At 71.0% G+C, this 21,130-nt stretch carries 24 protein-coding genes and 1 pseudogene; 11 read left to right on the forward strand and 14 right to left on the reverse strand.

Translation table 11 applies throughout. The features are described from left to right. The first annotated feature begins 395 nt into the window (after positions 1-395). Positions 396-1,322, forward strand: coding sequence for an alpha/beta hydrolase (locus RF640_RS16120; protein ID WP_368828386.1), 927 nt, complete (start codon positions 396-398; stop codon positions 1,320-1,322). Between the two features lie 490 nt (positions 1,323-1,812). Here the strand turns inward: RF640_RS16120 and RF640_RS16125 are convergent, their stop codons facing one another. Then, positions 1,813-2,235, reverse strand: coding sequence for a hypothetical protein (locus tag RF640_RS16125; protein ID WP_368828387.1), 423 nt, complete (start codon positions 2,233-2,235; stop codon positions 1,813-1,815). A gap of 230 nt (positions 2,236-2,465) precedes the next feature. Further along, the gene (locus RF640_RS16130; RefSeq protein ID WP_368828388.1) at positions 2,466-2,879 is read right to left on the reverse strand and encodes a hypothetical protein; all 414 of its coding nucleotides are present in this window, start codon (positions 2,877-2,879) and stop codon (positions 2,466-2,468) included. 958 nt (positions 2,880-3,837) lie between these two features. On the opposite strand from RF640_RS16130, the gene RF640_RS16135 reads away from it, so the two are divergent. The 3 genes from RF640_RS16135 (at position 3,838) to RF640_RS16145 (ending at position 6,896) form a co-directional block, all read left to right on the forward strand. Next, complete coding sequence (locus tag RF640_RS16135; RefSeq protein ID WP_095651130.1) at positions 3,838-4,431, forward strand: recombinase family protein; 594 nt, start codon at positions 3,838-3,840, stop codon at positions 4,429-4,431. A 238-nt stretch (positions 4,432-4,669) separates the two neighbouring features. Beyond that, entirely contained in the window at positions 4,670-5,878 is a 1,209-nt protein-coding gene (locus RF640_RS16140) for a heparan-alpha-glucosaminide N-acetyltransferase domain-containing protein (protein ID WP_368828389.1), read from the forward strand. Positions 5,879-6,329: 451 nt separating this feature from the next. Then, positions 6,330-6,896, forward strand: coding sequence for a hypothetical protein (locus RF640_RS16145; RefSeq protein ID WP_368828390.1), 567 nt, complete (start codon positions 6,330-6,332; stop codon positions 6,894-6,896). Positions 6,897-7,001: 105 nt separating this feature from the next. Here the strand turns inward: RF640_RS16145 and RF640_RS16150 are convergent, their stop codons facing one another. From RF640_RS16150 to RF640_RS16160, 3 genes are all read right to left on the reverse strand, one after another. Next, a complete protein-coding gene (locus RF640_RS16150) occupies positions 7,002-7,229 on the reverse strand; it encodes a hypothetical protein (protein ID WP_095651122.1) in 228 nt (75 codons plus the stop codon). A gap of 30 nt (positions 7,230-7,259) precedes the next feature. After that, the gene (locus RF640_RS16155; protein ID WP_126350141.1) at positions 7,260-7,781 is read right to left on the reverse strand and encodes a hypothetical protein; all 522 of its coding nucleotides are present in this window, start codon (positions 7,779-7,781) and stop codon (positions 7,260-7,262) included. Between the two features lie 91 nt (positions 7,782-7,872). Continuing rightward, complete coding sequence (locus RF640_RS16160; RefSeq protein WP_126346321.1) at positions 7,873-8,370, reverse strand: hypothetical protein; 498 nt, start codon at positions 8,368-8,370, stop codon at positions 7,873-7,875. Between the two features lie 657 nt (positions 8,371-9,027). On the opposite strand from RF640_RS16160, the gene RF640_RS16165 reads away from it, so the two are divergent. Next, a complete protein-coding gene (locus RF640_RS16165; protein ID WP_017833786.1) occupies positions 9,028-10,074 on the forward strand; it encodes a serine hydrolase in 1,047 nt (348 codons plus the stop codon). A gap of 104 nt (positions 10,075-10,178) precedes the next feature. Here the strand turns inward: RF640_RS16165 and RF640_RS16170 are convergent, their stop codons facing one another. From RF640_RS16170 to RF640_RS16180, 3 genes are all read right to left on the reverse strand, one after another. Then, the gene (locus RF640_RS16170) at positions 10,179-10,583 is read right to left on the reverse strand and encodes a hypothetical protein (RefSeq protein WP_095651118.1); all 405 of its coding nucleotides are present in this window, start codon (positions 10,581-10,583) and stop codon (positions 10,179-10,181) included. Between the two features lie 104 nt (positions 10,584-10,687). Next, positions 10,688-11,425 (reverse strand): hypothetical protein, encoded by a 738-nt coding sequence (locus RF640_RS16175; RefSeq protein ID WP_368828391.1) that lies wholly within the window; start codon positions 11,423-11,425, stop codon positions 10,688-10,690. Positions 11,426-11,737: 312 nt separating this feature from the next. Next, positions 11,738-12,205: a hypothetical protein gene (locus RF640_RS16180; protein WP_284563720.1), complete on the reverse strand. Its 468-nt coding sequence runs from the start codon at positions 12,203-12,205 to the stop codon at positions 11,738-11,740. A gap of 90 nt (positions 12,206-12,295) precedes the next feature. On the opposite strand from RF640_RS16180, the gene RF640_RS16185 reads away from it, so the two are divergent. From RF640_RS16185 to RF640_RS16195, 3 genes and pseudogenes are all read left to right on the forward strand, one after another. Further along, positions 12,296-12,415 carry a flavodoxin domain-containing protein gene (locus RF640_RS16185; RefSeq protein ID WP_368828392.1) on the forward strand — a complete coding sequence of 40 codons (120 nt, stop codon included), beginning with the start codon at positions 12,296-12,298 and terminating at the stop codon, positions 12,413-12,415. 18 nt (positions 12,416-12,433) lie between these two features. Next, a pseudogene (locus RF640_RS16190) lies at positions 12,434-12,820 on the forward strand (flavodoxin domain-containing protein); the annotation flags it as partial. 196 nt (positions 12,821-13,016) lie between these two features. Continuing rightward, positions 13,017-13,685 carry a GAP family protein gene (locus RF640_RS16195; protein ID WP_368828393.1) on the forward strand — a complete coding sequence of 223 codons (669 nt, stop codon included), beginning with the start codon at positions 13,017-13,019 and terminating at the stop codon, positions 13,683-13,685. Between the two features lie 31 nt (positions 13,686-13,716). On the opposite strand, the gene RF640_RS16200 is transcribed toward RF640_RS16195, so the two are convergent. Beyond that, complete coding sequence (locus RF640_RS16200) at positions 13,717-14,514, reverse strand: sodium:calcium antiporter (RefSeq protein ID WP_368828394.1); 798 nt, start codon at positions 14,512-14,514, stop codon at positions 13,717-13,719. Positions 14,515-14,729: 215 nt separating this feature from the next. Here RF640_RS16200 and RF640_RS16205 point away from each other — a divergent pair, with 215 nt between their 5' ends. Both RF640_RS16205 and RF640_RS16210 read left to right on the forward strand, forming a co-directional pair. Next, positions 14,730-15,293 carry a DinB family protein gene (locus RF640_RS16205; protein ID WP_368828395.1) on the forward strand — a complete coding sequence of 188 codons (564 nt, stop codon included), beginning with the start codon at positions 14,730-14,732 and terminating at the stop codon, positions 15,291-15,293. Between the two features lie 33 nt (positions 15,294-15,326). Then, the gene (locus tag RF640_RS16210) at positions 15,327-15,899 is read left to right on the forward strand and encodes a DUF664 domain-containing protein (protein WP_109222722.1); all 573 of its coding nucleotides are present in this window, start codon (positions 15,327-15,329) and stop codon (positions 15,897-15,899) included. A 14-nt stretch (positions 15,900-15,913) separates the two neighbouring features. Here RF640_RS16210 and RF640_RS16215 read toward each other — a convergent pair whose 3' ends face one another. Together RF640_RS16215 and RF640_RS16220 are read right to left on the reverse strand one after the other, a co-directional pair. Further along, positions 15,914-16,123, reverse strand: coding sequence for a hypothetical protein (locus tag RF640_RS16215; RefSeq protein WP_017833796.1), 210 nt, complete (start codon positions 16,121-16,123; stop codon positions 15,914-15,916). Between the two features lie 94 nt (positions 16,124-16,217). Then, complete coding sequence (locus tag RF640_RS16220; protein ID WP_368828396.1) at positions 16,218-16,949, reverse strand: DUF72 domain-containing protein; 732 nt, start codon at positions 16,947-16,949, stop codon at positions 16,218-16,220. Positions 16,950-17,125: 176 nt separating this feature from the next. On the opposite strand from RF640_RS16220, the gene RF640_RS16225 reads away from it, so the two are divergent. After that, on the forward strand, positions 17,126-17,716 hold the full coding sequence (locus tag RF640_RS16225; protein WP_095651108.1) for a thymidine kinase: 591 nt from the start codon (positions 17,126-17,128) through the stop codon (positions 17,714-17,716). Between the two features lie 34 nt (positions 17,717-17,750). Here RF640_RS16225 and RF640_RS16230 read toward each other — a convergent pair whose 3' ends face one another. The 3 genes from RF640_RS16230 to RF640_RS16240 all read right to left on the reverse strand — a co-directional run bounded on the left by RF640_RS16230 (position 17,751) and on the right by RF640_RS16240 (position 21,045). Beyond that, the gene (locus tag RF640_RS16230; protein WP_017833799.1) at positions 17,751-18,248 is read right to left on the reverse strand and encodes a hypothetical protein; all 498 of its coding nucleotides are present in this window, start codon (positions 18,246-18,248) and stop codon (positions 17,751-17,753) included. Positions 18,249-18,652: 404 nt separating this feature from the next. Then, positions 18,653-20,347 (reverse strand): MDR family MFS transporter, encoded by a 1,695-nt coding sequence (locus RF640_RS16235; RefSeq protein ID WP_368828397.1) that lies wholly within the window; start codon positions 20,345-20,347, stop codon positions 18,653-18,655. Further along, a complete protein-coding gene (locus RF640_RS16240; protein WP_368828398.1) occupies positions 20,344-21,045 on the reverse strand; it encodes a TetR/AcrR family transcriptional regulator in 702 nt (233 codons plus the stop codon). Before RF640_RS16240 ends, RF640_RS16235 begins: the two co-directional genes overlap by 4 nt. Between the last annotated feature and the right edge of the window lie 85 nt (positions 21,046-21,130).

Consider the following 21,130-nt stretch of genomic DNA (forward strand, 5'->3'; position numbering starts at 1 on the left):
TGAGGACAGGGTCCGGCAGGGGGTCAAACTTCGTCTGCCGCCACAGGGTCAGTTTTCACGTGCCGTCGACAGGGGCCCGAATGTCGACGCCGTACTAATACTGAGCAGATGGAACCATGGCGAGAAACCACCGGTCACCCATGCGACATGAGGCAGTTTGGTTGCGTGACACTTGGGGGTGCGATCGGACTTCCGGGGACCGGTGGTGCGGGAGGTGTGGTGGGTTGCTGACCCCCGTCTCAGGCTCTGCCGGGACATGCCATTGCCCGGCTCACTACGCTTGAAGCATCACATTGGGGCCTCGGTCGCGCCGGGGTGACGGCGGTGGACCTGCAGCGGTTGGTGGTCTGGCTCTGGGATGTGCGGGGATCGGGGGGGGCGTTGAGGTGCCAGCTGTGGTGGAGATCCGTTTTCGTTCCGAGGGTGCGGTGCTGGCCGGTCGTTTGTTCCTGCCTCCCGCGACTGCGCCGGGGCCGGTGGTGGTCATGGCTCACGGCTTTTCCGCCACTGCTCACGGGATGGTCGCTGACCGCTACGCCCAGGCGTTCGCTGATCACGGTGTCGCGGCTTTCCTCTACGACCACCGAGGTGTGGGGCGAAGTCGGGGTGAGCCCCGAGGAGAGATCAATCCGTGGATCCAGGCCCGGGGCTATCGGGACGCCCTCGATGCCGTCTCTGCTTGTGACCGGGTGGACCCCCAGCGGGTGGCGTTGTGGGGGGACTCCTACAGCGCTGCCCAGGTGTTGGCGGTGGCCTGCGTGGACGAGCGGGTGCGCGCGGTGGTGGCTCAGACGCCGGCCTGCGGCCGGCATCCGGCGCCGCCGGACCCGGACGGGGCCCTGTATCGGGGAATGCGGGCCCGGCTCCTGGGCGGATCCGTGCGGGCCGAGCCGGAGCGGTGGCGCGGGCCGATGCCGGTGGTCTCCGCCGACCAGCTCTCGGCGCCTTCGGCGCTGAAGCCGTTGACCGCGCTGCGGTGGTTCCTGGAGTACGGGGCGCGATTCGGCACCGGGTGGGAGAACCAGGTGGTCCTCACCGCCCCGGAGGAACCGGTGTGGCTACCGGTGCTGTGGGCCCAACATGTGCTGGTCCCGACCTGTTTTCTGCTGGCCCGTGACGATGAGATGCCCGGCTCGACGACGGCCGTGGCCAGGCAGGCCTTCGCCGCGCTGGGCGGTCCCAAGGAGGTGCACGAGCTCGAAGGCGGGCACTTCGGCCTGCTGTATCACCACGAGCCCGTCTTCGAGCGCTCCGTCGCGATCCAGACCCGGTTTCTGAGTTCGTGGCTATATGACAGCGAGAGGCCCGGTGACCGCTACTGAGACCCCCGAGGGATCGAGTCGGTGCTGCTTCCCCGCGCTGGGCGTCCCGCCTCTGCCTTGCACCTCAGCGGCAGCACCACCGTAGTCGGTGACGGAATCGGGTGGAGTGCGTAGGGCGCCCGCGCTCCTGAGGCCGTGGACGCGAGACTTTCCGCCGGGGACGGATCCTATGATCGCCGCGGCGGGGTGTGACGGGGGCGGGGCGGCCCCCCGGCCACCCCGCCCCAGTTGCTTCTGCGCGGACCAGTCATCTGGCCAGCACCTCGGATCCCCCCGGAACCACGGTGCGGCCGGTCGACGCGCCAGAAGCTGGAGGATGGTCTGATGCAGATCACCTGTCCCCCTGATACGCCACGATGCTCGCTCCCGCCCCGTCCGGCAATTCCGGGGGTGTGTTGGGGTTCACAACATGACACATCCATGTGCGGTTGCTAATAGGGGTGTTCCGGAGTGGGTGGCTGGTGCGAGAAAGGCTGGTCCGTGTACAGGATCAGCCGCAGACGTTTGAGATTTCGCCGTCGAGATCGTCGAGCACCCACTCCGAGAGCTGTCCGGCGGGCACGAGGAACGTGTCCTCGCCCAGCAGCTGCGCCTCCTGAGCCGAGAGGAGTTCCTTGACGGCCTCGCTGTCGTGGACTGCCAGTGCAGCTGCGTAGCCGGCGGCCAGCTCGGCGGCCCACTCCCGGTGGCCGGCGTAGCAGGGGTGCTCGGGATCGGGGCTGCACGCCTCGAGCCACCGTGCCGGCTCCCGCGGAACGGAGGCGGCGGGCATCGGGTGCTGGTGCAGGTCCCAGGTGACCTCGGCCCAGCGACCCACGGGAGTGGCCACCATGGGGTAGTAGGTGGCAACCCACTGGGTGGGAGTGAGGGGGTGCAGCTCAACGGCCAGAGCCCCAGAGACGGAGATGGTCATGCCTTCTTCCTGTTCGCAGGTGACGGATCGTCTGGCGGTGGCGGCCTGAGGCGCGGTCGCATCGCCGAGTCTGGGGGGCCCGATGGTGATGGCCCAGGGTAAGCACGGGGCCGACAACTATGGAAGCAGGCTGAGCAATGTGACAGCAGGCCGCCTTTCAAGCCCGGGGATGCCAGGCCTCTCACCTGGTCCGGATCCTGGCTGGAGGTCGCCGGTGGGCTGGGTCGGTGTCATGGCCCCGGGTGTGTCTGCTGTTCGGGTCTTTCGTCGCGGCCGTGGGTGACGTTGCGGAGCTCAGCAGAGGAGGGGGCGGTTGGTGTCGGGAGGGTTGCCGCCAGGTGCGGTGCGATGCGGGCCAGACGATCGAGGTATCCGTGGCCCTCAAGCTCGGTCAGCACCACGGGAACACGGATTTTGGGGGTACTGGATCGGGCGGCGAGATCAGCCAGGGCCAGTGCGTTCCCGGCTCCGGTGCAGGCCACGGCCCGCAGAACACGTCGTGCCTCGGCGCTGAGCCGGGGATCAGCGGCGGCCTCAAGAGTGAGAGCCTCCAGCGCCGGGCGCAATGCCTGGAAGACGGCGGCGCGGGCCGCTGGGCCCAGGGTGGAGGCGCCTGAGGCGTGGCGGGGTTGCTCAGTGTCCATCTGCTGCTCCTCCGGTCGCGGCCGGAGGGACGTCGTGGATTCACCAGGACGGTCATCGTCAGGGGCGTGTTGGCCACTGCCTGCTGCGGCTCATCCGTCCCTACCGGTGCGCCGGCCCCCTCGATGACCCAGTCCGTGACCTGTGGGACCGGCCACGTGCACCACCGAAGAGTTCTTGGACCCGGTCACCGTGAAGGAGAGCTGCCGCGCCCTGGCAAGCAGAAGAGACGTCCCCCGACGACTGATCACATGGTCACAGGACTTCTGCCCACCAAGGCGGCGGCATGATCACCGCCGAGGAGCCAGCCCCCCGACTGGCCTCCCTGGCGTGCTCCACGCCGGGCCGACCGGCCCCCCGACCGGCGGCCCTGCGTGATACCCCGAACCTACTCTCTAGTAGGAAGAAGATCCATCTTCATGTTGTCCCCATTTGCGCCACTATTCAGAGCCGCGTGAAGGGCCATGGGGTCCGAGGCGACGATGGTGTGGAAGGGACCTGCGAGGGGGGCATGCCCTGCGGGGCTTCCTGACCGATGCGGCGTCTCTTCTCGGGGGTGTATTGAGGATCCCCGCGGGCATGCGCAAGGCCGGGCCATGCGCCCGGCCTTACGGGTGGGAAATGTCTTTCACCACGAAGACAGTGTGGTCCTGGCGGTAGCCGTTGGCGAGAGGTTTGAGGATGTGGCGCTGGACGGGGCTGACGTGCTTGGTGTCGGAGCACTTCCTCCCCACAGTCACAGGCCGCGAACCGATCCGACCCATGACCTTGCCGATACCAAGCAGAGCAGCCTGAAGATTGAGGATGACAGTGGATCGCACGGCATGGGATGCCAGACGTCTCGTCGGGAAAATTTGTGTCCGCATGTTTCCGCGGTCGGGCATGTCTCGTATCTATGTACTTTATCAAGGTCTCCAAAAATCGAGTACTCAACGTTAGTTACGAGACAGATGGGTGGACGTGGGCAAGCTGATTGGGTACGCGCGAGTTTCGACGCGGCAACAGGACGCAGACTGTCAAGTGCATGACCTCCTGGCCGCCGGCGTGCGGCGCGCTGATGTCTACATCGACCATGGAGTGTCTGGAGGACGCGCGTCACGCCCGCAGTTCGACCGTGCTGTGGTTGCGCTGGAGAAGGGCGACACATTGGTGATTACCACGCTGGATCGCCTGGGCCGGTCGACGCAGAACATGCTGACCTTCGCCGAGGCGCTGCGGGGGAGGGGTGCCGGTCTGCGGGTGCTCAACCTCGGTGGGGGAGACGTGGACACCGCGACACCGATGGGCTCCATGGTCTTTACCGTCATGGCCGCGCTGGTCCAAATGGAACTGGAGATCAAGCGAGAGCGGATCACCGACTCGGTGGCCAAGCGTCGGGCCGCCGGCAAGGACTTCGGCGGACGGCCCCAGACCTTCACCGACTCCCAGATCCGCAACGCCCTGCGCCTGATCGACGGCGGGGAGCCGGCGACCCAGGTCGCCCGGGACCTTGGGATGTCCCGCGCCACGCTCTACCGGCGGATCCGGGAGCTGCCGGTGCCGACCACCTTGTGAGCGAGCGGTCGTCAACGACTTGAATGCGGCGGAGGTCAGGTTGATGTGCACCGTAGGGTTCGCAGAATCTTATGGAACCTACAGGCTTTCGCAACGGCAACGACAGGTGCAGCAGAGATCCTGAGCACAGGATGGCCCCAGCCGCCGGGACCATCCTGTGCAGCAGAGATCCTGAGCACAGGATGGTCCCGGCGGCTGGGGCCGTAAATCCGGGTCCGCTCCGGAGATCGAGGCAATCATGAGTTGGACATCCAGAACGGAGGGGCCCGCCCTGGCGGGTGCCGCCGACGGTGCCCGCAGGTCCTCGAGATGGTGGGACGGCATCGACGCGGCCCGCGGGCTAGCGCTGCTCGGGTTGCTGGCGGTGCCTTTTATGCCCGCCGATGACCACGAGATCCAGGAGTCGACCTGGTCGGGCCTGCTCCTGTCGGGGGCTCCGGTGGCACTGTTTGTCCTGCTGGCCGGGGTGGGACTCGCCTTCGACTCCGGGGGACGATTTCCACACCGAGGCAGGTGGCTGGCCGCTGATCGGATGGGGATGGCCGTGCAGGCGATCCTCATGGCCGCTGTAGGCCTGGGGGCCGGGGCACTGATGCCCGAAGGTGCCCCGGCGGACAACATCTTGATCTACTACGCGGTTTTTCTCGTGCTGGCGATTCCGTTTCTGCACCTGTCGGCGACGGCGTTGTTCGTTTGCGCGGCACTCATGTGGATCGTGGGCCCGCTGCTGATGCAGGCCATGACCGAAGTCATGCCCGCGTATGCCCCCTCCACCCCCACCTCCGTCGACGGGGTGAGCGGGGCCGCGGGCAGGATCTCCCACCTGCTGTACACCGGCAGTCACCCGATCCTGTCGTACATGACCTGTCTGCTGGTCGGGCTGGGCTTGGGGCGGATGCGACTGCGTGACACGGGGGTCCAGGTCCGGGTGCTGGTGGTGGGAGCATTACTGGTGATCTGCGCCCAGGCGGCCTTCGTGGTGTCCAACGCCTTCGACGGGTACGACCGATTGCTGACCAGCAACCGGACCAGCATGGAGGTGCGGGTGTGGGGCCCGGAGGTGTTGCCCACCGACTCGCCCTGGTGGCCGGCGCTCATTCCCGCGCCCACTGGCACCGCGTGGACGATCGCGGCCGGCCTGGGCGTGGGACTGCTGGTGCTGGGGAGCTTGCTGCTGGCCACCAGGAAGTTCGGGGCGTGGTTGCTGCCGCTGTCGGCACTGGGCGCGATGGGTCTTACCCTGTACACCGCCCACCTGGTGGCGCTGTCCTTCCAGGCCCACTACGACCAGCCTTCTCTGTGGTACCTCCTGCCCTTGGTAGTCGTAGCGCTGGTTGCCCGGACCTGGCAACGAGCAACACTCGGTCCGGGGCCGCTGGAGCGGGTAGTCAGCACCAGCGTGGAGGCGACCCGCCGTGCTGTGCTCCACCGCTCCCACCACAGGTGAACACCAGTCAGGGAAGACCTCCACTACGCCAGGCTTTACTTGGGGCCCGGTTAGCGGCGAACCGTGCTGCGGTAGAAGTTCCTGCTTGCGCTGGGATTCCGCCCGGCGAGTCGGGTGGCAAGGGGGCCTGGAGGCCGATGTTAGGCTTCGCGAACTCAATGGAAGTGATGTCATGCACACCAAAGTCCGAGTCGCAGCGATCGTCGTTCTCCTTCTCGCACTGGGCCTGTTCGCCATTACTGAATGGCTGCCCGCCCTCCTCTTTCTCCCCGCGGCAGGAGGTGCACTCCTGCTGAATGAGTCCGGGATGCTCACACCTGGGCGGCCCCGTAACGACAGGGACCGATCACGCTTCTAATCGTCGCGGGTGCATGGGCATCGGCACGTGCAGTTGAGGTTCCCCTTTTGTGCGTCGTGGTTCCCGCCCGAACCGGCCGGTAGCGTCGTGAGCGTGACGAGTAGCGGCGACGCGGGGGCTCACGCCCGGCTGATGGACGGCTCTGCAGCGCCGACGGTGGGTCAGCTGGCAGTGCGCTCCATACCGGCTTCCTTGGTCGCTGTGGCCGGTCCTCCGCTGGTGGCTGTGGTCCTGCCTGGCGGAACGGGGGACGGATGGTGGTTCCTGGTCGTCTTCTTGCTCTTTGCGTTGGCCGGGCTGGTCCAGTATCTCGTGCAGCCGTCGCAGCCTCGACTGGACAAGCGGGTCAGTCAGGAGCGGTGGAAGTGGGCGCTTTCGTCGGTCATCAAGACCAGGGAGGTGCCGCTGGATCCGGGGGTGCGGGCTACCGCGGCGGCGGTTGCCTGCACCGAGCTCCAGATGTTCGTGGTGCTCATCTTCTTCGTCCTGGGAGTCGTCCTGGGCATGCTCATCCGTCCGGAAGCGCCGTGGTCGAGCTTTCTCGGTGCCCCGATAGGCATGGCGCTGGTGTCTGCCTTCCGGCTCCGCCGAAGCCTGATCTATCTCACGGTGCTGCACGCTCAGGCACGACCCGGCGGGCAGCAGTTTCAGCGTCAGTAGTTGAGCAAGCAGTGCGATACGAGGAGCGTCGCGGAGGCTGCCGCGGTTTCGATGATCTACGGGGTCCGCCGCCTTGGATGTGCGGTTCTTGATCTGGAGGGAGCGCTATTCGTCTCTCAAGCGCTGCTTCAGGCGTTCCAAGCGCTCTTGGTACTCCCGGTCTTGTTTCTTCATTCCTCGCCACACGATGACGAACATCGCGAAAGTGGTCAGAGCACTCACCACGGTGTTCCAAGAGCTTCCGCTGACGACGGTGATCATCACGGTGGTCGCCGCCAGGAGGCCACAGGCGATCGCGAGGGTGCCGCTGATCGGAGCTTTTCCGGTGGCCATGGTGCCTCCTGTCGGGTTTCCCTGTCAGCTTCAGGGGTGGGCTTGAGACGTGGCGTGCCGCCGGCGGACCCAGCGTGCAGTGGCCGCTGCCGCTGCGGCGGCGCCAGCAACGACCGCTGATGCCAGCAGCGCCAACACGCTCAGGAAGACGACCGTGCCGGCGATGTCGCGCAGGGCCTGTCCGGGCGGCAGGGCTCCCGGGGTGAACCAGCCGTTGTTCCACACCAGCACCGGGGTGCCCAGCAACGCGGCCAGCAGGTAGGCGGCCGGCCAGAACGCATACGTCTCCACCCGGTGCCCCTCACGCCAGCCGCGCACGAGAGCCCAGGGGACGCTGAGCAGCAACGGCCCGAGCATGGCGACGAGAGGGGCACCGATCACGGCCCCTCCACCCTTGGGGGCGGTGACGATGATCAGCCACAGGCCCGCGGCGAAAGCCAGCGCCAGCACCACCGCCCACAGCAGGATGCGCAGACCCAACCACAGCACCGCCCTCGGCCCGGGGCGCGGGGCAACCGGTGGCCGTGGGTGCTCAGATGCGTGCTCGTTCATCGGTTCTCCCCTCGTGGATGAAGTGGGCCACCGCCAGCAGGGCCGCAATGTCCGTCATGGGCGCGGAGTCCTCTCACAATCCCTAATGGGCTCAGCCACGGCGAAGTCCGTGCCCCCGGCCGGGATCGTGGGGTCGTTCCTCGGCGTGTAGGAGGGTGAGGAAGACCCAGCTGCGGCGGGCCCTGCTGATGAGAACGAGGGCGAACACGGTCAGCAGCCCGGCGATGAACCCCCAGAAGGACGACCAGCGCAGCACCCCGGTGAGGGCGAACGCCACCGCGGCATAAAAGACGAACGCCGCGAGTTCGATCCGCCAGATGGCCACCGCGCCAGCGGCGGCCCGCAACTGGGGGTCCTGCGGCACGGTGACGGTCGAGGAGGCACTGCCGAGGATCCACCCCACCCGATCACGGGCCACGTACTGGGTGGGACGCGGACCCGGTACGTGCGTGCGCCGGGAGACCGAGTTCACCAGCAGGATGTAGGCCAGGGACACGGCCGAGGTCCACAGGCCGCGTTGGTCCTCGCGCAGGACTCCGAACTGCCACCAGACCAGCAACGGCAGACCGACCACCAACAGAGCACCCACCCAGAGGCTGCCCCGAAGAACCCGCAAAGCCGAGGGGATCGGGGTGCTGTCGACCTGTGGAGACGCCCCCTCCTTCGTACGCCCGTCCTGGTCCATGGTGCCGAAGCTACCGCCTGGCACAGCCGGACGTCTCGACACAGAAGAGGGGGCCAGCCTCCGCAGTCGGGCGGATTCCTCACCGGAGGGCCGGCCGCAGAGCGCACAGCGGCGAGCTCGTCGTGCTTCCAAGCTGAGGCCACAGTTGCCGCGCCGGCGGCGAACCAGACGGTCAGGAGGGCGCCGTCGCCTCTCTAAATATGGCTGGCTACCAATCACTTCTCGGAAGTTCGGCGTTGCAGCGGGGGTTCATATGCCCGCCGCGCTGGTTCCCGTTGCGGACGCAGGTGTCTGCAGCGGTTCACGGCGGGATCGGTCGTCGTTTGGCGCTGAGGGGCCGAGCGCAGCGTCTTGGCGGACTCCGTCTGCGTCGTCTGTATGGTTTGGACGGTTTCGGTCTTGACACCGCAGCGACAGAATTTCAAGGTGGCGTCAGACCGTTGCGACGTCGGTGGAGTCGCGCATCTGGGGGATGCCATGCACAGCCATCCATCCGAGAACCACCCCGGTGATTCCGGGGCCCAGCCAGGGGGTACTCCTGAGTGGTTGGCGGAGGCGGTGATGACCATGATGCGCACCGGGCGCATCCCGGGACTGTCCCTGGTCGTGGTCGACTCACAGCGGTCGTTGTACGCCGGCGGGTTCGGAACTGCTGACCTGGCCACGGGGGCGCCCGCGACTCCGGCCACGGTGTATCTGTGGTTCTCCATGACCAAGATCGTGACCGCCACGGCCGCCATGACCTTGGTCGAGAGCGGTCGCCTCGAGCTGGACGCCCCGGTGGCCGACTATGTGGGCTGTCTGCGCGCCCCGCGTGCCTCCCAGCCCACGGTAGGGCAGCTGCTGACCCACACCGCGGGGTTGTCCAATCCTCTGCCGCTGCGATGGGTGCACCCGGCCGAGCAGGAGCCGCCGGCGGCCGAGGACCTGCTGCGGTCCGTGATGAGACGACCGCGCGCCTACCGCCACTCCCCGGGGCACAGGGCCCGATACACCAACGTCGGCTACCTTGCGCTGGGTCAGATCATCGAAGCCGTGAGCGGTATGCCGGTGACGTCCTATCTGCAGCAAGCCGTGCTGGATCCGGTGGGCATGACCAGCACCGGGTTCACCTACCGCCCGGAGGCACCAGCCGCCACCGGTTGTGTGCGCGCCCCGCGCGCCGCCGATCCGCTGCTGCGCCGTCTGCTCCCACCCGGGGTGGCCGGGACCCGTCACGGCGCCTACCTGGGCCTGCGGCCCTTCTACGTCGACGGAGCCGCCTACGGCGGTCTGGTCGGCGACGTGACGGATGCCGGACGTTTTCTGCGGCTGCACCTGGGTGATGGCCAGATCGACGGGCACCGCATCCTGTCCGCTGAGACGGCCCGATCGATGCGAGTGATCGAGCACCCGGGGAAGCCCTTCGACCACGGCATCGGCTGGTTCCGCCGCCCCACCCGGGAAACGGGGCAGTGGGTCGAGCACTTCGGGGCCGGCGCCGGATTCTGGAACGTCATGCGTCTTTACCCAGAACATGGCCTGGGCATCGTGGTCATGACCAACAGCACCACGAGCTACGACTTCGAGCCTCTCTTCTCCCTCCTCACGACCGCCTCCTGGTCGTAGCAGGCCGGGGGCACGTCCGTGAGGGGGGCCGTGGGCGTCCGTCGTGCGGCGGTGCCGGGCTCCCAGGATCCGTGCGGGCGGACGGCGAGCGGCACCGTGACCGCTCAGGGGTTAGTGGTGATGTCCCCGCCGAGCTCGTCCCGTAGCTGCTGCAGCGGGGCCGCGTCCCTCGAGATGACGACCCAGTTGTCCGCGTGCAGGAAGGAGGCGCCCTGCTCGCTGCTGAGGGTGTTCAACAGCCCCTCCATGCGCTCCTCGGAGTCCGTGACGGCCATGGCCATGCGTCCGTTGGCGCAGTCCAGGTAGGTGGTCTCCGGGTCGGCCGGGGCGCGCAGCTGGTCCGTGCCCGGGCAGTCGATGCCGGCCCCGACGACGTCGTCGCGCAGCGCCGTCGCGTCCTCGTAGGCGGCCCCGCCGGCCACCATCGCCTGGATGTCGTCGGCGGTCGGCGCGCAGCCGGTCAGGGCGAGGGCGGAGAGAGCGAGCAGAGCGGGAACGGGTCGGCGCATGGGACGTCCTGTCGTCGAGGGGATCGGGTGGCGTGCTGGGGCCGGCGTGCGGACGGGGGCGGGCCCGGGTCCGGTGCGCGGTGCGCCGTCCGTCGGCGCCGCGCTCACGGGGCGGCCCCCTGCTCCGGACGGTGGTGCTCGTCGAGGACACGGGTGAGGACCCGGCCCGGGGTGTGCCGGTACTCGGGGTCGATGCGCTCGAGCACGGCGACGATCGCCTCGACGTCGTAGACCACGGACGGGTCACCGCCGTGGTGGCTCCAGCGGCGCTCGGCAACCCACGCCCACACGTGCACGGGCCGGCACCGCCGGCAGGTCCCGTGCTCCGCGGTGAGACAGTCGGGCCCCACCGGCTGGTTGAGCCCGGCGATCTCGGCGGGAGTGCGCCGGTGGCGCCCCACCACGGCCCAGAACCTCTCGTCGGGGATCCGGGAGAGGTCCGAGCTCAGACCGGCCAGGGCTTCTCGCGCCCGGACCACGTCGTAGTAGAAGTCCGGCCTCGACCAGGGCGGAACGCGGTGCCGGGCGCGCAGTGCCTCAACCACAGCCGCCTCCTGCGCCTCGGCGACCTCGGCCGCCGTCCGCGGCGACGGGTCCGCGGCCGAGCGCCAGAGGCCGTCGAACAGGGCCGCGCCCTCGGTGCAGGCCTGACGGACCAGCAGCGTGCCGACGTCCGGGGAGTGCCGCTGGGACCAGAGCGCCCCGGAGAGCCGCTCGTAGACCTGACCGTCGTCCAGGGTGAAGCTCCTCCGGTCGGCGGCCACGACCACACGGCGGGTAGTGGGCTCCCCGGTGGCTTCGGTGCGGGCGGGGATGACCACCGCGCGCGCACCGGGGTACACGGCACCGCCCTGGTTCAGCCTCCGCCGCTCGTCCACCGTCCGGTGACCCGGGCTCAGCGGACCGGCCGGCGCGGCCGGCTGCGGGACCCGGGGGCGCGACGAGCCCGCGACCCGGTCTCACCACGGCCCGGGGCGGGAGAGACAGCTGGGGCGCCGAACGGCACGAGGACCGGGTCGGTCTGCCGGGCGACGGGCTCAGCGGCCATGGCGGTGCTCCTCGTGGAGTCGGAGTCGGGGTCGATGGGCGACGCGGGCGTCCGGCGCCTGCTGGGGGAACCGTAACAGCCGCCGCGCCCGGGGCGGCGGAGGTCGTCAGGCAACGGGCCGGCGGTCCTCCCCGGCGAGGGCGCTCATGCGGTCCCCGGCGGCGTCCATGCCCAGCGAGGCGAGCACCGCGAGCGCGGCCATCCACCGGCGCGGATGGGCCGCCCCGCCGGCGACCAGCCACCGCTCGAGCATCGCGTCGATCCGCAGCGAGGCGGCCTGGACCCCGCACGTCGCCGCGCCGAGACCCAGCAGCAGCGCCGCCCGCGCCGCCACCGGCAGCCGCTGCGCCGCGACAGGGCTCCCGTCGGCCAGGGGCCCGACCTCGGCACCGGCAACGACAGAGTCCTCCCCACCGGTGTTCCGGGAGAGCACCCACCCTCCTGCGCCGGCGACCAGGACTCCCGGCACCACGACGTACGCGGCGCGCACCCGGGGCGACCAGCCGGACGGGGAGACCAGCGTCAGCGCTCCGGCAGCCGCGGAGCTGGTCAGGGACAGCACGAGATCGTTCATGGTTCTACGCTACGTCCCGCGTCCCCGGTCGTCACCCGGTCCGGCCGGTCGTCGGCCTACGCTGGGGGCAGGACCGAGAGGGAGGCGGAGATGCGGATTCTCGTCGCACATGCCAGCGCACACGGATCGACGGCAGAGATCGCCCGGCGGATCGCCGACGTGCTCCGGGACGAAGGCTCGTCGGTCGACGTCGGGCCCATGGAACAGTAGGACGGTCTCGGCGACTACGACGCCGTCGTGCTGGGCAGTGCCATCCACGACCAGGACTGGCTGCCGGTGGCCACCGCGTTCGTCCACCGCCACCAGGCCGTGCTGCGGACCCGGCCGGTGTGGCTGTTCAGCGTGGGAATGTCCGCGGCCCTGCCCCGGATCCTTCGCGAACCGGCCCGCCGCGCCCAGAACCGGCGGCTGGCCGCGTCCCTGCGGGAGGTGGTGCACCCGCGCGGGCACCTGCTGCTGTCCGGGGTAGCGCAGGCCGAGCAGCTGCCGGGCTGGGCCGGCCTCCTCCTCCGGGGGACCGGGGGGCGCTTCGGCGACCACCGGGACTGGCCCCGGATCGAGGCCTGGGCCCGCGACATCGCCGGGACGCTGAGGACGACCACCCGCGGCGGGTGATCCGCGGCCGTGCCCGCGACCTCCACCCTGGTGGAGAAGGACGTGCCCCCGAGGCCAGTGTTCCGATCGTCCCCGTCGCAGGGCGGGTGGGCCCCGGTACCCGGGGTCCCAGCCCTCGTCGAGGGGAGCGGTCGGCTCGACCGCAGCCCCGGGCGTCAGCGGCCCGGTCACGGGCACCCGTTCCCATGAGGTCGTCGTGCCGGCAGCCGCAGCCGCGGGTCTCCCGATCGCGGTGGGACTGCTCGCCGCCTCCCTGCCCGTCGCCGTGATCATGCTGATGCTCGTCACCAGCGGGACCCGGGGCGCGGTCACCGCGTTCCTGTCCGGCTGGATCGCCGGGATCGCCGTCGTGACCGCCCTCACCGTGCTGGTCGTCGACACCACCCTGCCCCGCGACGATCCCGCGCCCTGGGTCGGCGTCCTGCGGGTCGTGCTCGGCGGCACCCTGCTGCTGCTGGGGGTCAAGCAGTGGCGGAGCCGGTCGCTCGAGGGGTCGCAGCCGGCGCGGTGGATGACCGCGGTCGACACGATGACGCCCCCGAAGGCCCTGGCCGTGGCCTTCCTGCTGGTCACGGTGAACCCGAAGAACGCGGTGCTGGTCGTCACGGGGGCGGCCGCGATCGCGACGGTCACGGCGTCCGTGGCGCACCAGGTGCTCGCGCTCCTGCTGTTCACGGGGGTCGCCAGCGCCGCGGTCGCCGCCCCGGTGCTGCTCCACGTGGTCCTGGGGGACCGGGCCGCCACGGTGCTGGCGGCCGCGAAGGGGTGGATGACCGCCAACGGTTCCTGGGTGATGACCGTCGTGCTGGTCGTCATCGGCGCGGTGCTCCTCGGCAACGGTGTGAGCGGACTGCGGTCCGGCTGACCGTGACCGTGCCCCGGCCCACCCGCGGCGGCTAGGGGGCGCCCGCAGGCCCGCCGGGCCCGCGGCGCTCGCGGCGCTCGCGGCGCCGGCCCAGCTCGTGGGCGCTCACCGCCACGAGGGTCATCACGACCAGGGGCAGCACGAATGAGACCATCACGGAGCTGAACCCCTCCAGGGCGTCGTGCTCGGTGGCCGCCAGTAGCACGTACCCGGTGTAGGCGAAGTACAGGACCAGGAACAGACCGCCCTCCCAGCGGGCCACGGCGAACCCGGTGAAGGCGATGGGCAGCAGCGCCACCACGGCGGCCGGCATCCCCGGGATGTCCAGGGCCACGGCCGCCGCCGGTACCGGCAGGCCGCCGTCGACGAGGATCGCCGGCACCCCGAGCACCAGTCCGAGGTTCAGCAGGCAGTTGCCCACGACGTTGCCGATGGCGAGATCCCGCTGTCCCCGGCGGACCGCGACGACGGACGCGGCCAGTTCGGGCAGGGACGTCCCGAGGGCGACCACCGTGAGCCCGACGACGAGGCCGCTGACGCCCAGGGCCGTGGCGACGTCGACCGCCCCCTCGACGAGGACCGTGGCCCCGGCCACGAGAAGCCCCACCCCCACCACGACGAGCACGATCGAGACACCGGCCGAGGCCTCCCCGGCCGGTGGCCCGTCGACATCGGGTGCGGCGGGCGGCCGGTCCGGCGGAGGGTCCGGCGCCCCGGCGGGGGAGGCGGCGTCCCGGCGGCCGATCAGCACCGTCAGGACCCCGTGGACGAGCACCGCTGCGAACAGCACCGTGCCGTCCGTGCCGCTGACCCGACCGTCCAGGGACACGAGCGCAACGTCATGCCGAGCACGATGCGCCCCACGTCCAAAACCGTCATGGGCGCCGGTCCAGAACTGCCGCCCGGGAGGACAGGGGCAGTGCGCGGGATCCGTCACGGCTCGGGTGCCGCGTGGACGCGGACAGAATCTGTCCGCCACGGGGAGGACACTGGACCTGTCACCGGACGCTGCGCCGGAGGCGCCCCGATCAGGAGGGAACCGCCATGACCGACCTCGACGTCGCCGCCTGTGCCGCCGACCAGATCGACCGGCACTGGACCCACCAGCTGCGGCCCCGCCTCGCCGGCCTGACCGACGAGGAGTACTTCTTCGACCCCACCGGCGGGTCCGCGTGGACGGTCCATCCCCGGGCCGAGGAACGCACCCCGATGCAGACGGGCCGCGGGGAGCTCGTGCTGGACTTCGCCTTCCCCGAACCGGTGCCCGCGCCGTTCACGACCATCGCCTGGCGGCTGGCGCACGTCGTCGTCGGGGTCCTCGCCGCGCGCAGCCACGGGCACTTCGCCGGCCCCGAGGCGTCCTACCAGAGCTGGGCGTACGCCGGGACCGCGGAGGAGGCGCTGGCCCAGCTCGACCGCGAGTTCGCCCGCTGGACGGCCGGGGTGCACTCGCTGACGGACTCGGACCTGGCGCGCCCGTGCGGCCCGGTGGAGGGCCCGTACGCGGAGCTGCCGATGCTCGCCCTGGTGCTGCACATCAACCGCGAGCTGATCCACCACGGGGCGGAGCTCGCCCTGCTGCGCGACCTGTACGCCCACACCCGCTGAGCCCCGCGCCGCACGACACCTCAGGAGCCCACCGTGCCCTTCCTCACCCCCACCGTCACCGACGAGCGCGACGCCCTGGCGGCCTTCGCGAGCCAGCAGATCCGCCAGGTCGCCACCACCCTCCAGGGCCTCGACGCCGAGCAGCTGCGGGCGACCCCCTCGGCGAGCGCCATGAGCCTGGGCGCGCTGGCCCGGCACGTCCTGTTCATCGGCGGGCACGGTCCGTTCGCCGTGCTCACGGATCCCGGCCGGACCTCCGGGGAGCCGCTGGACGAGGCCGGCTGGGCCGCCGGGGCGATCCTGCCGGAGGCCGTGCGCCCGGAGGACACCGCCGAGTCCCTGGGCGCGGCCCTGTACGCGCTGGCCGACCGCGTCGAGGCCGGCCTGCGCACCGCGGACCCGGAGGCCCGCATCCCCGTCCCGGACGCCCCGTGGTTCCCGCGGGACCTGGGGACGTGGCCCGCCCGGTGGGTGGCGCTGCACATGGTCGAGGAGAACGCCCGGCACGCCGGGCACGCCGACATCCTGCGCGAGTCCCTCGACGGGCGGACCGCCTACGAGCTCAACGCCCTGGCGGACGGGGAGCCGTGGAGCCCGCAGGACTGACCGGCCGGAGGGGGCTACTCGTCGTCCGACGGGCGCCCGGTCCCCGCCTCCGGGTCCTCCGGCGGCGGGGCGTCGTCCTCGGCCTCCTCGGGGGGAGCGCCGGCGCGCCGGTTGCTCTCGTCGGTGGTGGCGGTCAGCCAGGTCTCGTCGCGGACGCCCAGTCCCTCCTGGCTCGTCTCCGCCCAGGCCTCGTCGCGGTCCGCGGGCTCGGGGTAGCGGTCCATCTCCGGCTCCTGTCCTGCTCGACGGTGATGGCCCGATCCTATGCCCGGGCCCGGCATCCCGCGCACGGCGTCCTGCGCCCGGCCGGGGATCTCCTCAGCCGCCCTCGAGGAGCCGGCGCAGCGTCAGGGCGTTGCGCACGGCGTGGCCGTCGCCGTCGTTGTTGAAGTACGCGTAGACCTCGCGGCCGCCGTGGTGCCACTCCCGGATCCGGTCGGCCCACCAGGCCAGGTCCTCGTCCAAGTAGGAGCCGGCGTAGAGGTGGTGGTGGTCGGGGCCGTGGAAGCGGACGTAGACGAACGGGGCGGTGGCCTCAAGCACGCAGGGCAGCCCGGCCCCGCTCATCACGCAGTACGCCGCGCCGTGGCGCCGGAGCAGCTCGAAGACCTCCGGGTGCACCCAGCTGTCGTGGCGGAACTCCACGGCGACGGGCAGCCAGTCGGGCAGCCCGGCCAGGAACCAGTCGAGGCGCGCGTCGTCGCGGGCCTGCGCCGGCGCGAGCTGGACGAGCAGCACGCCGCGCCGGTCCCGCAGCTCGTGCCAGGACTCGGCGATCCGCCGGCTCCAGGTCTCGGGCGCGTAGAGCTTCTTCGCGTGCGTCAGTCCGCGGGGGGCCTTCACCGTCATCCGGAAGCCCTCCGGCAGGCGACGGTTCCAGCCGGCGAAGGTGCTGCTGCGCGGCCAGCGGTAGAAGCTCGCGTTGAGCTCCACGGTGGAGAAGGCCCGGGTGTAGATCTCCAGGCGCTTGGCCGGGGCCGTGCCGGGCGGATAGAGGACGTGCTCCCAGTGGTCGTAGCTCCACCCGGAGGTGCCGATGTGCCAGCCCATGGGCTCCAGGGTAGCGGCGGAGGGCTCCGGGTCCGGCCGTCGCGCCGGGCGCCGGCCGGCCGCGCGGCGGACGTAGGGTGTTCACCGGCACGCACGGCGCCCCCGCCGAGCACCCCGCACGATCCCAGGAGAACCCGCATGACCACCCTCGCCCCCCGGCCCGCCGGGACCCGCTGATGGCGAAGCTCTACTTCCGGCACGGGGCGATGAACTCCGGCAAGTCCACCGTGCTCATCCAGGCCGCGCACAACTACGAGGAGCGCGACCAAACGGTCCTCGTCGCCAAGCCCGCGATCGACTCGAAGGGCGCGGACACCGTGGTCTCACGGCTGGGGGAGTCCCGGCGGGTCGACCTGCTGCTGGCCCCGGAGGACGGGGCGCGCGAGCGCTTCCGGGCCGCTGTGCGGGAGCGCGGACCGGTGCACTGCCTGCTGGTGGACGAGGCGCAGTTCCTCGCCCCGGGCCAGGTCGACGACCTGCTGCGCATCGCGGTGCTCGACGGCGTCCCGGTGCTGGCCTACGGGCTGCGCACCGACTTCCGCACGGAGGCGTTCCCGGGCGCGGCGCGCCTGCTGGCCGTGGCCCACACGGTCGAGGAGCTGCGCACGATCTGCCGCTGCGGGTCCAAGGCGATGTTCAACGCCCGCACGGTGGACGGGGAGCCGGTCTTCGAGGGCGACCAGGTGGCCATCGACGGCGTGTCCGTGTCCTACGAGTCGATGTGCGCCGGCTGCTACCTCCGGCACTCCGGCGGGCGCCTGGGCTGAGCCGGGGACCCGGCGGGCCGGCCCGGGGACGGCGTCAGGGGGTGACGTCCCGGTCGTCCTCGCGGCCGTGCCGGTCGACGACCGCCCAGAACAGGTCCTCGGGGATCGCCTCGAGGTCGGGGTGCAGGGCGGCGAGCTCGTCGATGATGGCGGCCACGTCGTAGTGGGCGTGCACGTCGCCGCGCCGGGCGAGCCGGTTCGAGGCGATCAGGCCCTCGACGTAGGCGGTGTGGTCGGAGTCGGTGAACGTGCTCAGGACCGCGTCCGCCCACAGCTGCTCGAAGGCCGGATGGCCCTCGGTGACGAGCCGGACCGGGGCGTGCGCGCCGTCGGGCTCGGCGGGGTCGGCCTCCGGGGCGTCCCGCACCGGTCCGGTGGTCTTGGCGAACCGGGTGCCGTCGTCGACCGTGACGGTCCGGTCGGTCTCGTCGACGACGGTGTGCCGCTCGGTGCGCAGGACGGGGCCGCCGCGGACCACCACGGCGCGGGTGCCGACGCCGGTGGCTCCGCCGACGTGGTGGTGCTGGCTCACGGCGACCTCCTGGGGTCTGCGCTGCGGGGGCGGCCGATCCGCCGGGTGCCTGATGCGCAGAACCTAGCAGGCGGCGCCGACCGCCGGAAGCCTCCGTGAACGCGGACGGCGCCGCCGGAGGGGCTCCGGCGGCGCCGAGGGCGCGGGGTGGACCGGGGCTCAGTCGCCGAGCAGCACCGCGCGGACCAGGTCGAAGAACATGCCGAGGATGGCCGTGAAGTTGGGGTTGAAGAACGCGTCGAACTCGCCGACCAGTCTGATCATGACAGTTCCTTCCGAGGGGGGTGGGTGGGGCCCGGGCCGGGCGCGGATCCGGCCCGGGCCCGAGCCTACCGGGGGTGTTCACGGAAGCACATGGCCTTTCGGCCAGTTCCCGCCCCGGGCCGGCCGGACGCCGGGACCCGTCAGGGGGCGGGGGTGCCGGTGGAGGACGCTCGGCGCGCGTCGTCGTGCGCCGCTGTCTCCTGCGCCGCGGCCTCCATTGCGGCGGCCTCCTTCGCTGCGGCCTCGTGCGCGGCGGCCTCCGCGCCGCCGATGGCCTCGCCGCGGGCCACCATGCCGGCGGTGTCGGAGAGGGGGATCTGCTTGAGGAACACCGCGAGCACGAAGGCCAGCAGCATGAAGGGGACGAGGTACCAGAACACCGGGGCGAGGGAGTCGGCGTACGCGGTGACGATGCCCTCGCGGACGGGCTCGGGCAGCTGCGCCAGGGTCTGCGGGTCCAGGGTGGCGGTCGCCTCCCCGGCCTGGGCGGCGGAGGCGCCGGCGCCGGTGAAGACCGCCGTGAGCTGCTCCGAGAGGTTGTTGGTGAAGATCGCCCCGAAGATCGCCACGCCGAGGGCCGCGCCGACCTCGCGGAAGTAGTTGTTGGTGCTGGTGGCGGTGCCCACCATGGACGGGTCCACGGCGTTCTGCACCACGAGGACGATGACCTGCATGATCAGGCCCAGGCCCGCGCCGAGCACGAGGAGGTAGACGCAGATCAGCCAGATGGGCGTCTCGGCCGCCAGCGTGGTCATGGCGAGCATGGCCGAGGCCGTGACGAGCGTGCCCGCCAGCGGGTAGCCCCTGTACCGGCCGGTGCGGGAGATCCTGAGGCCGGACCAGATCGAGGTGCCCATCAGCCCGACCATCATGGGGACCATGAGCAGCCCGGACTCCGCCGCCGAGGTGCCGGAGGACATCTGCAGGAACGTGGGCACGAACGCGATGGCGGCGAACATCCCCAGCCCCAGGGTGAGGCCGATCGCGGTGGCGTTGACGAACACCGGGTTGCGGAACAGGCCCAGGGGGATGATCGGGTCCTCGGCCCGGGTCTCGTTCCAGACGAACAGCGCCGTGGCCACGACCATGCCGCCCGCCCAGGCCCAGGTGGCGGCCGCGCCCCAGCCGTGCTCGGCGTTGCCGCCGAACTCGGTGAAGAAGATGAGACAGGTCGTCGCCACGGACAGCAGCAGCACGCCGGCCACGTCGATCCTGCGGGCCGCGCGCTTGTGCGGGAGGGTCAGGGTGAACCACGCGATGGCGAAGGCGGCGATGCCGATGGGGATGTTGATGTAGAAGGCCCACTGCCAGGTGAGGTGGTCCACGAAGTAGCCGCCGAGCAGCGGCCCCGCCACGGCGGAGAGCCCGAAGATGCCGCCGAGCGGGCCCATGTACTTGCCGCGCTCGGAGGCCGGGACGATGTCCGCGATGATCGCCTGGGAAAGGATCATCAGTCCTCCGCCGCCGAGCCCCTGCAGCGCGCGGAAGGTCACGAACTGCCAGAACCCGGTGGCCAGGGCGCAGCCCACCGACGCGAGGGTGAACAGGGCGATGGCGACCAGGAAGAGGTTGCGCCGGCCCAGGACGTCGCCGAACTTGCCGTAGACGGGCATCACGATGGTGGTGGCCAGCAGGTAGGCCGTGGTGATCCAGGCCTGGTGCTCCACGCCGCCCAGCTCCCCGACGATGGTCGGCATGGCGGTGGAGACGATCGTCTGGTCGAGGCTGGCGAGCATCATCCCGGCGATGAGGGCAGAGAAGATGATCCAGATCCGCTTCTGGGTCAGCACCAGCAGCGGGGCGTCCTGCGCGACCGCGGGCGGGGTGGTGGTCATGGGCTTCCTTCGGTGTCCGGGGACGGGTCAGAGGTGTCGGGGGGAGTGGCTGAGCGGGTGTCCGCGGCGGTGTCCGGCGTCGTCTGCGGGGCGGTGGCGCCGGGGGAGAGCAGGGCCCCGGCGAGGCGGACGTTGCGGGCCAGCAGCTCCGCGAACTCCTCCAGGGGCGGGGACTCGTCCGGGTCGGCGCCGGCCGGCCGGGTCTCGAGGAGCTCGTGGACGGTGTGCCCGGCGAGGTGGGAGACGACGGCGGCGGCCACGCCGGGGAACGGGTCCCGCTCCCCGCAGCCCTGCCGGCGCGCGATGAGCTCCGTCAGCTCGGCCAGCCGGCGTTCCATGGTCTCGGTGAGCCGCTGGAGCAGCACGGGCTCGTGGCGCAGGACGTCCAGCAGCAGGGTCCGGTCGTGGGGGCCCTCCAGCAGGGCGAAGGAGCGCACGACCAGCTCCTGCAGGGCGCTCAGCAGCGGCGCTCCGTCCGGGGCGGAGCCCCCGGCCACGAACTCCTCGCCGAAGGCCTCGAGCGGGTCCCGGGCCGGGGTGCCCAGCACGGCGTCGTCCTTGGAGGCGAAGTAGTTGAAGAAGCTCCGCCGGGAGATCCCGACCTGCGCGCAAAGCTCGTCCACGGTGAACCCCGCCAGCCCGCGCTCGGCGGTCAGCCGGCGCGCGCCGGCGATGAGGGAGCGGCGGGTCCGGCGCATGCGCTGCTCCCGTGCGCCCGCCGTCACCGGAGGCGCCCGAGATCGACTTGATGTTGCACTCACGACATCATAGTGCAATTTTGTG

It is taken from the genome of Kocuria sp. CPCC 205231, assembly GCF_040980965.1.
In the GTDB taxonomy this organism is placed as follows: domain Bacteria; phylum Actinomycetota; class Actinomycetes; order Actinomycetales; family Micrococcaceae; genus Kocuria; species Kocuria rosea.

Coding starts and splice junctions, on each gene's coding strand:
- RF640_RS16150 (WP_095651122.1), bottom strand. CDS start 7,229: ATGGCCACCGGAAAAGCTCCGATCAGCGGCACCCTCGCGATCGCCTGT.
- RF640_RS16205 (WP_368828395.1), top strand. CDS start 14,730: ATGACCGACCTCGACGTCGCCGCCTGTGCCGCCGACCAGATCGACCGG.
- RF640_RS16220 (WP_368828396.1), bottom strand. CDS start 16,949: ATGGGCTGGCACATCGGCACCTCCGGGTGGAGCTACGACCACTGGGAG.
- RF640_RS16170 (WP_095651118.1), bottom strand. CDS start 10,583: ATGCGCCGACCCGTTCCCGCTCTGCTCGCTCTCTCCGCCCTCGCCCTG.
- RF640_RS16130 (WP_368828388.1), bottom strand. CDS start 2,879: ATGGACACTGAGCAACCCCGCCACGCCTCAGGCGCCTCCACCCTGGGC.
- RF640_RS16140 (WP_368828389.1), top strand. CDS start 4,670: ATGAGTTGGACATCCAGAACGGAGGGGCCCGCCCTGGCGGGTGCCGCC.
- RF640_RS16180 (WP_284563720.1), bottom strand. CDS start 12,205: ATGAACGATCTCGTGCTGTCCCTGACCAGCTCCGCGGCTGCCGGAGCG.
- RF640_RS16165 (WP_017833786.1), top strand. CDS start 9,028: ATGACCATGATGCGCACCGGGCGCATCCCGGGACTGTCCCTGGTCGTG.
- RF640_RS16240 (WP_368828398.1), bottom strand. CDS start 21,045: ATGCGCCGGACCCGCCGCTCCCTCATCGCCGGCGCGCGCCGGCTGACC.
- RF640_RS16125 (WP_368828387.1), bottom strand. CDS start 2,235: ATGACCATCTCCGTCTCTGGGGCTCTGGCCGTTGAGCTGCACCCCCTC.
- RF640_RS16215 (WP_017833796.1), bottom strand. CDS start 16,123: ATGGACCGCTACCCCGAGCCCGCGGACCGCGACGAGGCCTGGGCGGAG.
- RF640_RS16155 (WP_126350141.1), bottom strand. CDS start 7,781: ATGAACGAGCACGCATCTGAGCACCCACGGCCACCGGTTGCCCCGCGC.
- RF640_RS16185 (WP_368828392.1), top strand. CDS start 12,296: ATGCGGATTCTCGTCGCACATGCCAGCGCACACGGATCGACGGCAGAG.
- RF640_RS16225 (WP_095651108.1), top strand. CDS start 17,126: ATGGCGAAGCTCTACTTCCGGCACGGGGCGATGAACTCCGGCAAGTCC.
- RF640_RS16235 (WP_368828397.1), bottom strand. CDS start 20,347: ATGACCACCACCCCGCCCGCGGTCGCGCAGGACGCCCCGCTGCTGGTG.